This window comes from Enterococcus sp. DIV0724b, from assembly GCF_050531475.1.
Taxonomy (GTDB): Bacteria; Bacillota; Bacilli; order Lactobacillales; family Enterococcaceae; genus Enterococcus_L; species Enterococcus_L haemoperoxidus.
The window spans coordinates 1,501,632-1,514,395 of the sequence record NZ_CP172890.1 but is presented as its reverse complement, the minus strand read 5'-3'; the positions used below and the strand labels follow the sequence as shown (position 1 = coordinate 1,514,395).

The following is a 12,764-nucleotide window of genomic DNA, read 5'->3' as shown; positions in this document are numbered from 1 at the left end:
TATATCAGTTTTTTTTCATACAATCAATCAACAGCTGTTGTAGTCGTAGTTGTCGATGTTTTCATTTGTACTTCAGATGTGGTTGTTGTCACAGTTATGCTCGTTTGGTTCGTATCTTCATTAGTATTTTTTGGTTTTTCCTTTGGTGCAGAATGACCGAAAAAAACAAATATCACAGCACCTAAGACTATGATGACGGATAAAATTCCTAAAATTTGTTTCAAAAAAAAACTCCCTTACTTACTTATTCACCAACGTAAGTACCCATCAAATTTTCATTTACCCAATCAAGTAGTTCTACTTTTGATCCTTCTAGTTGTCCCTGTAATCTAGCTGGTAATCGGAACGTTACAATATCGTCAAAGCCCCACTCTCCATAAGAAACCGTTACTTTTAAATCAATAAAAGCTTGCTCCTTTTCTTCACGGCTCGCTTTTGACGGTATCAATTCAGCAATCCCCGCTCCAGACTGTAGCCATTTTTTAGCTATCAATGTTTTTAAACGTTTATATTCTGAAACGGCAATATTTCGTTTTTCCGGAAACAGAATCGTTTGACGCAGTATCTTTTGCGTCAACATCCATTCATAATCAGAAAACAAATTTTTCACTTTTTGCATTTCTTCATTGGTTAAATTGATTCTACCTTTTTTCCAATTATCCCAATTTTCTTTTGTAATTTGGAGATAGTCTGTATAAAAGTGCTCTTCTGTTTCAAATTGCTCTATAATTGCATCAATAAGAATATCTATATACATTTGGTTCATGACTTTCGCCTCCTCTTCTTATTTTACTTAAATTATCCCGAAAATGCATCTCTTTGAATCACTTATTTCTGTATTTTTAAGAAAAATTCAGCCTCTTCCCATAAATAATAAGACAATTTAGTACTTCTGTCCAAAATAATCCATCATTTTGGACTTCTCATGTATAATAAGATTGTTATCTATATACTATTAAGGAGGATTTTTTTATGAAACAGTACAACTGGGGTATTATTGGCCTTGGAGATATTGCAACTAGTTTTGCCGAGAGTTTTCAACAAGAAAATAGTAGGATAACGGCAGTTGCCTCTAGAACGTTAGCGAAAGCAAAAACTTTTGCTGAAGAACACGGTATTCCCGAAGCTTATGGGTCATTTGAAGAACTTTTAGCCAATGAAACAATCGATATCATCTACATCGCTGTTCCGAATCGCCAACATCTCGAACATATTTTAAAAGCTTTAAAAGCAGGGAAACATGTTCTTTGTGAAAAAGCGATTACCATGAATAGCGAAGAACTAGGTGAAGCAATGAAAGTAGCCGAGGAAAAGGGCTTGATTTTAGCTGAAGCGATGACTATATTTAACATGCCATTATATCACGAATTACGAAGTCAAATTGATTCTAACCGTTTCGGTAAATTAAAAATGATTCAAGCACCTTTTGGTAGCTATAAGGATCCAGATCCAACAAATCGTTTCTTTAATCCAGACTTAGCTGGCGGTGCCCTTTTAGATATTGGGACGTATGCAGTTTCCTTTGCCCGCTGGTTCTTTACTGCTCAACCTAAAGTCATTGCGTCTGTCATGCAGCCATTCTCAACTGGAGTAGACGAACAATCGGCGACTATTCTACAAAATGATGCACAAGAAATGGCAACAGTCTCCTTAAGTTTCCAAGCAAAAATGCCTAAGCAAGGTGTTGTTGCTTTCGAAAATGCTTACATTGTGATCAATGAATACCCCAGAGCTGATGAAGCAAAAATATTTTTTAATGATGGTACCATTGAAACAGTTGTATCTGGAAACACTAGTCAAGCGTTAAATTACGAAATCACTAATATGGTTAAAATGATCGAAGGAAACTTACCAAACCGTTCACTTTTTTTAACAAAAGATGTAATTGACCTTCTAGATCAAATGCAGCAACAATGGAATAAATAAAAAATGCCCGTGAAAGCGGGTGTTTTTTATATAAAAATACTGAGACAAAACTTAATAAGCACAGCTTTGTCTCAGTTCATTTACTTGTTACATTTCATTTGGTGCGTGCAAACCAAGTAAACGTAAATCTTCTTTAATAATTGTTGCCATCGCATAAACTAATGCCAAACGTGATTCTTTTTGCTCATCTTCAGCCAAAATTTTGACATGCGCATAGTATTTATTAAATGCTTGGGCAACCTGAATCGCATGTTTTGCAATAACAGAAGGTTCATATTTTTCGGCAGCTTGCATCACAATCTCTGGGAATTTTTGTAATAACTTAACCACTTCCCAGCTTTCTTTATCATCTAATGCATACTCTTTTGTCTCATCGATAGTGAAGTCAGCTTTTCTTAAAATACTCATTGCACGAGCATGAGTGTATTGTACATATGGACCTGTTTCGCCTTCAAAACGCACAACTTCTTCTAAAACAAAGTCAAAGTTATTTAAACGATCATTTTTTAGATCGTGGAAAATAACAGAGCCGATCCCTACTTGTCTAGCAACTTCTTCACGATCTGGTAAATCTGGATTTTTCTCCATGATTTGTTTGTTTGCTAACTCGACCGCTTCATTTAACACTTCTTCAAGTAAGACGATTTTTCCTTTACGTGTCGATAGTTTTTTACCACCTTGTGTGATCAAACCAAACGGTATGTGATGCATGTCTTTAGACCAGTCAAACCCCAGCTCATTTAAAACAGCTTTCAATTGTTTGAAGTGATTGCTTTGTTCATTTCCGACAACATAAACTGATTTCGCAAAATCATAGTTACGTTTACGGTAAACAGCAGCAGCCAGGTCACGCGTGATATAAAGAGTTGCACCATCTGATTTTTTGATTAATGCAGGATTTAAATCATACGCAGATAAATCAACGATTTCAGCCCCTTGATTTTCTTGCAATAGATGTTTTTCTTCCAGCATTGTTACGATTTCATCCATTTTATCGTTGTAGAAAGCTTCTCCATTGTATGAATCAAAAGAAACTTCCAACATAGAATAAATTTTATCGAATTCTTTTAATGATTCTGTACGGAACCATTGCCATAATTCAGTGGCTTCTTCATCGCCTTCTTCTAATTTTTTAAACCATGCACGAGCTTCTTCTTCTAATTCAGGTTGTGTTTCAGCCTCTTCGTGAAACTGTACATACAAGCGCAACAATTCGGTGATTGGTGCCGTTTTAACCGCTTCTTCTGAACCCCATTTTTTGTAACCTACGATCAATTTGCCAAACTGTGTGCCCCAATCACCCAAATGGTTGATGCGAATCGGCGTATAACCAATTTTTTCAAGAATAAAAGCTATAGAATTCCCAATTACCGTTGAACGTAAATGCCCCATTGAAATAGGTTTTGCAATATTTGGAGAAGACATATCGATTGGTACATTCCCTTTATTTCCGATCGAGCTATCTCCGTAGTGCCCTTTTTCTTTGGCGATTTGCCCGATCACTGCTTGACTGACCATTTTTTTATTCATAAAAAAGTTTAAGTAAGGTCCAACTACTTCGATTTTTTCAAAGTCTGTTCCAGTGATTTTTTCGGCCAAATCTGCGGCGATTTGTTGTGGTGCTTTGCGGTAAACTTTAGCTAATGAGAAAGCTGGAAAAGCTACATCACCGTGATCGACAGATTTTGGATTTTCCAATAATTGTGTAACGTTTTCTAAAGATAGGTCTTCTTTTACTACATCATAAATGGCTTTTGCTACGATTTCTTTGTTGTTCATAGATATCCTCCTAAGGGTTGATTTTATTGTTTAACAGAAACTTGCTAGTTGATGATTCTTCATCATTTTCTAGCTTAATTATTCTTAGTTTTAGGAAATGATACCATTTTTGCTAATGCGTTGTTTTATTATTCGGGAACATCGATGATGAACAACAAAACAAAAAGTCCCTAGTGTTAAAAAACACCAGAGACGAGATTTTCCCGCGGTACCACTCTAATTGTTCGTACTTTTATAAAGACGAACCCACTTAATCTATTAACGGTAGATAACCGTCTGCCTAAGCAGATTCTCCAAAGTGCGCTTCCTTCATTTGATCATTTTCGGCTTACACCTTCCCGAAATCGCTTGAATAATAGGAAATGAAGTACTCTCTTTATCAATGAATCATTATTAAACTGGGTTCATTATAGCAAATTTTTTTCTCTATGCCTAGTCTTGTCTGTTGATTTTTACGTTTAAATCGTCATAAAGGATAAACTAGGATCCGCATTTAAGCCATAATCAGCAAAATGACCTTTTTCAGCTTCGACAAATGCCGCTGCACCAATCATTGCTGCATTATCTCCACAGAGTTTAAGTGGTGGAACAATGAATGTTACTTCTGAAAGCTCTTTAGCCACTTCACTGCTCAAACGCTCACGCAAGCCTTTATTCGCTGCAACTCCACCCGCCATCACCAATTGTTTGATTGGGTATTCTTTACAGGCTCGAATCGTTTTATCCACTAGTACATCCATAACACTTGCTTGAAAACTTGCAGCCAAATCCTTCACTCTCAATTCTTCACCACGCTGTTCAGCATTATGGACGGTATTGATAAATGAGCTTTTCAACCCGCTAAAACTAAAATCGTAATTGTCCTCTTTGATCATAGCACGAGGAAAATGATACGTATCTTGTCCAAGGTGAGCTAGCTCGTCAATTTCTTTTCCGCTTGGATAGGTTAAACCAAGAACCCGGCCTACCTTATCATACGCTTCGCCGGCTGCATCATCTCTCGTTTCTCCAATAATTTCAAATGAACCTGTTTCTTTCATGTAAACTAATTCCGTATGACCTCCACTCACTAATAATGCCATCAGCGGAAACTGCAGTGGCTCCACAAAATGAGCAGCATAAATGTGCCCAGCCATATGATTGACTGGAATCAATGGCAAGTCATGTGCCCAAGCAAATGCCTTAGCAGCAGAGATGCCGATCAATAAAGCACCAACTAAACCAGGCCCATAAGTAACGCCAACACCACTTAAATCACTTGGTTTTACGTTTGCTTCATCTAATGCATCTCCAATACATAACGTGATTTCTTCTACATGGTGACGGCTGGCAACTTCTGGTACAACTCCGCCAAAACGTTGATGACTTTTCACTTGGGAAGCTACGATATTCGATAAAATTTTAGCACCATCTTCAATAACTGCAACACTTGTTTCGTCACAACTACTTTCGATAGCCAGTATTAATTTTCTTTCTTTATTAAAAAAAATCATTGTTTCACTTCCTTAACGTTCAAACACATAACGATCCCGTCCTCTTTAGGACGACTGTAGTATTTTTTTCGACGGTTGATTGTGTTGAATCCTTTTTTTTCATATAATCTTTGTGCCTTTACATTAGACTCACGAACTTCTAAAAAAGCCTGACAAACTCCTTGCTCAAAAAAACGCTGGATCAATCGATCGATCAATTGACTGCCATATCCTTTTTGCTGAAATTCTTTATGAATCACAACATGGGTAATTTCAGCTTCATCTAAAACTAAATGATAACTGACAAAACCAACCCAATCGCCTTTTTGGATCAAGACAAGATAGTCACTCGCTTTTTGCGCTAAATCATCCCTAAATTGTTTTTCAGACCAAGGCGATCCATGGTTATATGAATGTTCACTGATCAACCAAAGTTTTTCAGCAGATTGTTCAGTTGGTAAATTTTCTTTTGAATAATACATCGCTTCACTCTTCTTTTAAATATAAAATCATTTCTAGTGCATCTTCTTTATCTTCTGTATAATAATCAGGCTTGATGGTATTTGAGACAAATCCGAGTTGTCGATATACACGCTGGGCGTTTTTATTACTGATACGTACCTCTAAAGAAATCGTTTCACAATCGTTGTTTTTGGCAAACTGTCGAACTTCTCTAATCAAGAAACTGCCAATCCCTTTTCCTTGATTTTGCGATGAAACAGCAACATTTGTAATATGAGCATCTTTACCAAAAATACGGCAACCTATAAAACCAATTGTTTTTCCTTCTTTTTGGATAAGTAAGTATAGATGAGGTTCTGATGATTGAAGCTCAACTAAAAAAGCTGTCTTTGTCCAAGGCAATTCTCCAGCATACACTTCTCTTTCGATTGAAAGCAAATCTTTGATGTCATCCAGTGTAATCCCACGAACAAAATATTCCTGATCTGAAATTTCTACAGTCTTTTCATCATATGGACGATTCTTAAAAAAAATCCCCAGAATACTATGAAAAAGATTAAATTTTTTCAACATAATTTTCTACCTCAGATGTATGATCTTTTAACCAATTTTCTTCTGCTTCTACTCGTTTTAAATAGTTAGGTAAAAAGTGATGGATATCCACTTCTGGTTGAGCTAATCTGCCAAGTTCTGCTAAGGTTGCACCGTTTGGGATTTGCCATTGGGAAATGTCACAAATTTCAGCATTTGGTATAATTGATTCAATCTGTAAACGAAATTTTTCAACATCTTCTCCAACAAAGTATAAATGATCAAATTCTTTTAACTGCTCCAACCACTCTTCCATCGCAATATGTCGATCCGCAATCACCGCTGTTAAAACACCTTCGACATATTCATAAGCACCAGTATAAACATTATTTCTTCTCGCATCAAAAACTGGAATGATTAGCCCTTTTACCTCAACACAATTTGCGGCCAAGGCTTTTAAACTGGACACACCTACTAATTCTTTCTTTAATGTATAAGCAAGTGTTTTTGCTGTTGTTACACCTATTCTTAAACCTGTATATGAACCTGGACCTTGAGCCACTACAATGCGGTCAAAATCATTTGGGGTCAAGCCAACCCCTTTCACTAATTGTGTAATTGCCGGCATCAAGGTCAAGCTATGGTTTCTTTTTACAGTGATTGTATATTGTCCTATTATCTTCTTTTCTTCACAAACAGCAACTGTCAGTGTCTGATTTGAAGTATCGATTGCTAAAATGCGCACAAAAAATCCCTTTCTTTCATCATGTAGTTGGTTAATTGTAGCATATTTTTGTTCGTTCGTAAAAAAACGAGGCATCAAAATAAAAGGGGCAAAAACGCTTGTTGCGCTTGCCCCAACTTTGATCATTACTTGATATTCGCCTCTAAATAATCGATCAATGGTTTACTGATATTGGTCGCTGTATCATTTTTTCTAGAATCTTCCACCATAATCATCGCTTGGAATTTATTATTCGTCCGATCCATCGCTAAAAGGAAACTGTTCTCTTTTCCAACAGTATCTTGTTTATCCTTGATTTCAGCAGTACCAGTTTTTGCTGCTAACGAGAATTCTGGGTTATACATATTGTGAACATACCCAGTCTCATCTTCTACACTGCCAAGTAAATCAGTCACGATTGTGTTTGCGGCATTTGAACTAATAACATTTTCTTTAGTTTTTGTTTCTTTATTCAGTTCAATTTTTGGATAAACCAATTTCCCTTCATTTTGGAACACTGTGTACATTGTCGCTTGTTGGATAGGTGTCACCAGCAACTGTCCTTGCCCGTAACCTGTATCTGCTAGTAAAATTTCAGACTTGAATTTGTCTTCATTGGAAATTTGTGCTGGGTTCATCGGAATGGATAAATCTAATTTTTCACCAAAAATAAATTTGTCTAACCCTTTTCTAAACGTATCTTCTCCCATACGCAAGGTTTGCTCTGCAAAATAGATATTATCAGAATTGACTAAGGCCGTTCTTAAGTTTACTGGGCTTGCTTCTTTTACACGAGTGACAAAATAATCTCCCCATGAAGCATCCTTTTGCCATTTTAAACCGTTGATAGCAATTTCTTCATCTGGTTTTAAAGTGCCGGCATCTAAACCAATTCCACCAGTAATTGTTTTAAAGGTCGAACCTGGCGCATAGCCTGTTGCAAATCGTGCCGTAAATGGTAAATTCTCATTGTTCGCGTATCCGTCATAATCGGCTTGAGAAATTCCATTTGCCATCTTATTTGGATCAAATGATGGCGAACTAGCTGCTGCTAACAAATCTCCCTGTTGTGGATCCATAATGACTGCACTTCCTGGTCGGTTATTAAATATAGCATAGGATTGCGATTGTACATTATTATCAATCGTCAACTGAATTTTTTCGCCGTCTTTTTTATCTACTTTTTGCAAAACACTTTTGACAGCCCCGTTTTCATCAGTAATCGAGATATTCCCACCATCTTGACCTCGAAGTTCTTTATCGTATGCCTGCTCCAATCCAACTTTTCCAATCACACCGTTACTGCTTAGTGTAGGGTCTTTTTCGATATCTTCTGCTGTGATTGTTCCGACATAACCTACTAATTGAGCTGCCGCTTCCTTCAAAGGATAGTAGCGAACAATCGTATCTTGTGAGGCAGCACCTTTCGGCAACGTTGTCACTGGTTCAAAAGAAATCGTCATCGGAACAAACGCATCCGGCTTGACCCAATCTTGTTTAAGTTTTTGTTCAACTTCGTCAACAGAAACTTTAAATTGTTCACTGAACGCTTTAATATTATCTGTTTTTTCTTGCCCTTCACCAAGTTTACCTGGTACTATTCCAACCTGATCAAATGCTTGATTGACCGCAAGTCCTTCGCCTTTACGATCGACGATTTCACCTCTATTGGCCGCATCTATGCCAATAGAAATCTTATCCTGACCTGACATTTCGGGAAAAATCAAATTAGGAGCCCAGTTGATTTTATAATTCTCTCCTGTTTTTTTGATCGTCGTCTTATAGGATAAATCTTTTAAATTACCTAATGGTGTTGTCATTTCTAACTTGTAAGTAAACGTATACTGCCCCTCTTTGTCTTGAATTACGTGGACATCTTTACTTTTAATTCCTTCCGCTTGAATTCCAGAAAAGACTGCTTGGTATTTTTCAACGACTTTTGTGTTGTCATAACCGCTTTTCTTAACTGATGCTTCATTCAATAACTCAGGAAATTGCTCAAATTCTTGCTTTGAAAAATAATTTAAAAAAGTTTTAGCAGATTTTTCTGCTTTGTTTAACTCTTGCGTTTTCTGCCAAGAACTATAGGCAAAATAACCGCCTCCTATTGCTGCCACTGCAACAACACCACCCAGGGCTAAGAACACTGTTTTATTTGATTTTTTTTTACTTCTTCTTTCCATTTTTCAATCCCCCAACTCTTTAATTCAATCTGTTTTATTTATTATACCCTATCAGTCAAAATCTAAGGTAGAAAAATGAAAGTTTTATCCAAAATATAAAATTTTTGACTACGATCTTCCATTTTTATCCTTCAATTTGGTTTTACAATCAGTCTCTAGCAGTATTTTTCTTACACTTACCTGTGGTATACTATTTTCACATACTACTTTTTTATTTAGCCATGCATAAGGTCTCTTCAAGACGACTCAGCTAGGCTTTCAATTTTAGGAGGGATTTCAGATGGGAATTATAAAAGCAGCAACAAGTACTATCGGTGGAGGCTTAGCTGATCAGTGGATCGAAGTTATCGAGCCTGATAATATGGGCGATACGACGGTTATGACAAAAGGTGTTTTTGTTCGTAAAAATGATAAACGTGGTTCAAATCGCAAAGGAACCGAAGATGTTTTAACAGACGGTTCTGTTATCCATGTCTATCCAAACATGATGATGATATTAGTCGATGGCGGTAAGATTATTGACTATACTGCAGAAGAAGGATACTACACTGTTAAAAATGATTCAGCGCCTTCAGCATTCAACGGGTCATTAAAAGATGCAATCTCTGAAACATTCGATCGCTTTAAATTTGGTGGTGTAACACCTCAAAAACAACAAGTATTTTATATCAATTTACAAGAAATCAAAGGGATCAAGTTTGGGACATCGTCACCAATCAATTATTTTGACAATTTTTACAATGCAGAACTATTTTTACGTGCACATGGGAATTACTCAATCAAAATTACTGACCCGTTGTTATTTTTTTCAAATGCGATTCCTAGAAATAAAAGCCAAGTTGATATCAATGATATTAACGAACAATACTTGGCAGAATTTTTAACAGCACTACAATCTGCGATCAATAAAATGTCTGCTGACGGCGAACGTATTTCGTATGTACCATCTAAAAGTTTAGAATTAAGTAAATATATGGGGCAAGCGTTAGATGATGAATGGCGTGAGTTACGCGGTATGGAAATTGTTTCTGTTGCTGTAGCCAGCATTTCTTATACAGATGATTCTACTAAATTGATCAATATGCGTAACCAAGGTGCCATGCTTAGTGACGCTAGTGTTCGTGAAGGGTATGTGCAAGGCTCGATGGCTCGTGGAATGGAAGCAGCCGGAAGTAACGAAGGTGGTGCCATGAATGGCTTTATGGGTGTTGGCATGGGAATGAATACAAGCGGGAACTATTTTGCTCAAGCCTCTCAAACCAATCAACAACAAATGCAAGAAAAACAAAATCAGCAAAACGCTCAAGGTTCTTCCGATACTTGGACCTGCCCACAATGCGGAACTGAAAATAATGGTAAATTTTGCTCAAATTGTGGAACACCTAAACCAACGAACGAAAAACCTAAATTAGAAATGAAATGCAGTGAATGTAGCGAAGTTGTTGATTTATCTAATGGTATTCCAAAATTCTGTCCACATTGTGGCAAACCGTTCCAAGGTATTCCTTTATAAAAAATGATTAGGGCTAGGCGACCGTGTCCTGCCCTTTTTCTATCTAATTTAAACACTAAAAATTTGTATTAGAATCAAGTTACGATAATTTTAATGAATTTTCAAAGAAAGGAATAATCATGACGGATACATTTACACACAAATGCCCAAATTGTGGCGGACCTTTGTTATTCGACCCTAAAGATCAAAAATTTCATTGCGAATACTGCTTAAGTGTTTATACGGAGGATGAAGTCACCGCTTATGAAAAAACGCAGCACGAAGCACATTTAGAAAGCCCTAAACAAGCCTCTGAACCAGAACTTACATTTTCAGCCGATTCACAAGTAGACGAAATGACGGTTGAAGAAAAAAAAGCTTTTAAAGAAGCAACTGGAACTGACGGAATGGAAGAAGATACATTGGATGGCGCAATGGAATTATTCAATTGTCCAAGTTGCGGTGCGCAAATCGTCACCGAAGCCACAACTGCTGCTACTTATTGTTATTATTGTCACAATCCGGTTGTTTTAGCTGGACGACTGACTGGGAATTTCCTACCCGAAAAAGTTTTGCCATTTGCAATTGAAAAAGAAGAAGCCGTTGAGAAGTTTTTGGCTTGGACAAAGAAAAAATGGTTTATTCCTAAAGACTTCTTCAATAAAGAACAGATCGATAAAATGACTGGTGTCTATTTCCCCTACTGGGTTGTAGATGCTGAAATTGATGGTCAAATGCAAGGTATGGGGACAACAATTCGCATCTGGCGTATCGGTGACATTGAGTATACTGAAACAAAACAGTTCGATGTCCAGCGTAAAGGGAAGATTTCATTTAAGGAATTGATCAAAAATGCGCTCTCTAAAAATGTCCAACAAAAAATGGTTGAAGCCGTTCAACCGTTTATATTAGATAAAGCCGTATCGTTTAAAAGTCAATATTTGGCTGGATTCCAAGCGGAAAAACGCGACATTGAATATGATGCAATCCAACAATCTATCCAAAGTGAGCTGAAAAATTACTCCGAATCTATTCTAAGAGATACAGCTTCCGGCTATACTACCCTAACAAAATTACAAACAGATATTTCCTTAGAAAATGAAGAAAATCACTATATGCTTTTGCCGATTTGGGTCGTGACCTATCGCAGCAATGAGCAGTCTAAAAAAGTCTATTACTACGCTATGAACGGTCAAACTGGAAAAGTCAGCGGTATTTTACCTGTAAGTTACAAAAGATTAGGATTGTTTACTTTTGGAATTTTTGCTACAATTTTAGCTATTTTCCTGATTGGAGGGTGGTTTATATGAGAAAGCTTGCTTTTAGCTTATTTACCGCTATTTTTATACTTTTCGGCTTTTCAATGGATGTTCAAGCAGCAGAAGATTCGATTGATGATCAAGCTTCACTTTTTACATCTCAAGAGATTACTCAGTTAAAAGAAGCGATTGTCCCTATCGAAGCCAAGACAAAAGCTCGTGTTTTCATTGTAACAAATACTGATAATGATATTGATTCAAAACGCTTTGCGGATTATTATATGCTTGATCGTATTGGCAAGGATACGAATGGGATTACTTTTTATCTTGATATGAATCAGAGAAAGTTTATAATTTCAACTTCCGGGAATATGATCGATTACTTGGATGATAAACGAATCAATAAAACCTTAGATGAAATTGAGCCTAGTATGATCGCTGGTAATTATTTTCAAGCAGCTCAAAGTTTCCTAAACAATACCAGTCATTACTTTGATCAAGGCGTTCCAGGAGGGCATTACCGTGTTGATACTGAAACCGGGAAAATCACTCGATATAAAAGCTTGACTAAAACAGAAATTATTATTGCTTTTTTGGCAGCAATGTTATTAAGTGGCATTTTCTTTGCTGTTAGTATTTCAAAATATCAATTAAAATTTGGGACATACAAGTACCCTTTTAGAGAAAAATCTAGTCTTAATTTAACTAGCAGAAATGATGTACTGATCAATTCATTCGTTACTACTCGTCGTATCCCTAGAAACAATTCCAGCGGTGGTGGTTCTGGTGGTGGAAGTAGCACGAACTCCACTGGTGGAGGAACATTTGGCGGCGGCGGTCGCAGTTTTTAAATAAACTAGCGTTTAACAAAATCCCCATTCAACAATGATGAGCATCGTTGTTGAATGGGGATTTTATTATGTCCTTTCATAACAC

Annotated in this window: 12 protein-coding genes and 1 other annotated feature; of the genes, 4 read left to right on the top strand and 8 right to left on the bottom strand. The window is 36.8% G+C overall.

Features of this window, described 5'->3' with window-relative positions:
- Positions 1 to 23: 23 nt before the first annotated feature.
- Both IGJ02_RS07000 and IGJ02_RS06995 read right to left on the bottom strand, forming a co-directional pair.
- A complete protein-coding gene (locus IGJ02_RS07000; protein ID WP_010761116.1) occupies positions 24 to 224 on the bottom strand; it encodes a hypothetical protein in 201 nt (66 codons plus the stop codon).
- A 20-nt stretch (positions 225 to 244) separates the two neighbouring features.
- Complete coding sequence (locus IGJ02_RS06995) at positions 245 to 766, bottom strand: hypothetical protein (protein WP_010761115.1); 522 nt, start codon at positions 764 to 766, stop codon at positions 245 to 247.
- Between the two features lie 206 nt (positions 767 to 972).
- On the opposite strand from IGJ02_RS06995, the gene IGJ02_RS06990 reads away from it, so the two are divergent.
- On the top strand, positions 973 to 1,926 hold the full coding sequence (locus tag IGJ02_RS06990; protein ID WP_430603826.1) for a Gfo/Idh/MocA family protein: 954 nt from the start codon (positions 973 to 975) through the stop codon (positions 1,924 to 1,926).
- Positions 1,927 to 2,013: 87 nt separating this feature from the next.
- On the opposite strand, the gene argS is transcribed toward IGJ02_RS06990, so the two are convergent.
- The 6 genes from argS to IGJ02_RS06960 form a co-directional block, all read right to left on the bottom strand.
- Positions 2,014 to 3,705, bottom strand: coding sequence for an arginine--tRNA ligase (gene argS, locus IGJ02_RS06985; protein ID WP_430603824.1), 1,692 nt, complete (start codon positions 3,703 to 3,705; stop codon positions 2,014 to 2,016).
- 185 nt (positions 3,706 to 3,890) lie between these two features.
- Positions 3,891 to 4,097 (bottom strand) — a binding site (T-box leader).
- A gap of 66 nt (positions 4,098 to 4,163) precedes the next feature.
- The gene (gene tsaD, locus IGJ02_RS06980; RefSeq protein WP_430603822.1) at positions 4,164 to 5,198 is read right to left on the bottom strand and encodes a tRNA (adenosine(37)-N6)-threonylcarbamoyltransferase complex transferase subunit TsaD; all 1,035 of its coding nucleotides are present in this window, start codon (positions 5,196 to 5,198) and stop codon (positions 4,164 to 4,166) included.
- Positions 5,195 to 5,659 (bottom strand): ribosomal protein S18-alanine N-acetyltransferase, encoded by a 465-nt coding sequence (gene rimI, locus IGJ02_RS06975; RefSeq protein ID WP_430603821.1) that lies wholly within the window; start codon positions 5,657 to 5,659, stop codon positions 5,195 to 5,197. The genes tsaD and rimI (IGJ02_RS06975) overlap by 4 nt, the downstream gene beginning before the upstream one ends.
- A gap of 4 nt (positions 5,660 to 5,663) precedes the next feature.
- A complete protein-coding gene (gene rimI, locus IGJ02_RS06970; protein WP_010761110.1) occupies positions 5,664 to 6,212 on the bottom strand; it encodes a ribosomal protein S18-alanine N-acetyltransferase in 549 nt (182 codons plus the stop codon).
- Positions 6,196 to 6,915: a tRNA (adenosine(37)-N6)-threonylcarbamoyltransferase complex dimerization subunit type 1 TsaB gene (gene tsaB / locus IGJ02_RS06965; protein ID WP_430604080.1), complete on the bottom strand. Its 720-nt coding sequence runs from the start codon at positions 6,913 to 6,915 to the stop codon at positions 6,196 to 6,198. The genes rimI (IGJ02_RS06970) and tsaB overlap by 17 nt, the downstream gene beginning before the upstream one ends.
- A gap of 125 nt (positions 6,916 to 7,040) precedes the next feature.
- Positions 7,041 to 9,077, bottom strand: a complete 2,037-nt coding sequence (locus IGJ02_RS06960; protein ID WP_430603820.1) for a penicillin-binding transpeptidase domain-containing protein — start codon at positions 9,075 to 9,077, stop codon at positions 7,041 to 7,043.
- A 280-nt stretch (positions 9,078 to 9,357) separates the two neighbouring features.
- Between IGJ02_RS06960 and IGJ02_RS06955 the strand changes: the two genes are divergently transcribed.
- The 3 genes from IGJ02_RS06955 to IGJ02_RS06945 all read left to right on the top strand — a co-directional run bounded on the left by IGJ02_RS06955 (position 9,358) and on the right by IGJ02_RS06945 (position 12,679).
- Positions 9,358 to 10,590 (top strand): SPFH domain-containing protein, encoded by a 1,233-nt coding sequence (locus tag IGJ02_RS06955; protein ID WP_010761107.1) that lies wholly within the window; start codon positions 9,358 to 9,360, stop codon positions 10,588 to 10,590.
- A gap of 119 nt (positions 10,591 to 10,709) precedes the next feature.
- Positions 10,710 to 11,879 (top strand): TFIIB-type zinc ribbon-containing protein, encoded by a 1,170-nt coding sequence (locus tag IGJ02_RS06950; protein WP_430603819.1) that lies wholly within the window; start codon positions 10,710 to 10,712, stop codon positions 11,877 to 11,879.
- Complete coding sequence (locus IGJ02_RS06945; protein WP_430603818.1) at positions 11,876 to 12,679, top strand: TPM domain-containing protein; 804 nt, start codon at positions 11,876 to 11,878, stop codon at positions 12,677 to 12,679. Before IGJ02_RS06950 ends, IGJ02_RS06945 begins: the two co-directional genes overlap by 4 nt.
- Positions 12,680 to 12,764 lie beyond the last annotated feature (85 nt).

Coding starts and splice junctions, on each gene's coding strand:
- IGJ02_RS06995 (WP_010761115.1), bottom strand. CDS start 766: ATGAACCAAATGTATATAGATATTCTTATTGATGCAATTATAGAGCAA.
- IGJ02_RS06990 (WP_430603826.1), top strand. CDS start 973: ATGAAACAGTACAACTGGGGTATTATTGGCCTTGGAGATATTGCAACT.
- argS (WP_430603824.1), bottom strand. CDS start 3,705: ATGAACAACAAAGAAATCGTAGCAAAAGCCATTTATGATGTAGTAAAA.
- tsaD (WP_430603822.1), bottom strand. CDS start 5,198: ATGATTTTTTTTAATAAAGAAAGAAAATTAATACTGGCTATCGAAAGT.
- rimI (WP_430603821.1), bottom strand. CDS start 5,659: ATGTATTATTCAAAAGAAAATTTACCAACTGAACAATCTGCTGAAAAA.
- rimI (WP_010761110.1), bottom strand. CDS start 6,212: ATGTTGAAAAAATTTAATCTTTTTCATAGTATTCTGGGGATTTTTTTT.
- IGJ02_RS06960 (WP_430603820.1), bottom strand. CDS start 9,077: ATGGAAAGAAGAAGTAAAAAAAAATCAAATAAAACAGTGTTCTTAGCC.
- IGJ02_RS06955 (WP_010761107.1), top strand. CDS start 9,358: ATGGGAATTATAAAAGCAGCAACAAGTACTATCGGTGGAGGCTTAGCT.
- IGJ02_RS06950 (WP_430603819.1), top strand. CDS start 10,710: ATGACGGATACATTTACACACAAATGCCCAAATTGTGGCGGACCTTTG.
- IGJ02_RS06945 (WP_430603818.1), top strand. CDS start 11,876: ATGAGAAAGCTTGCTTTTAGCTTATTTACCGCTATTTTTATACTTTTC.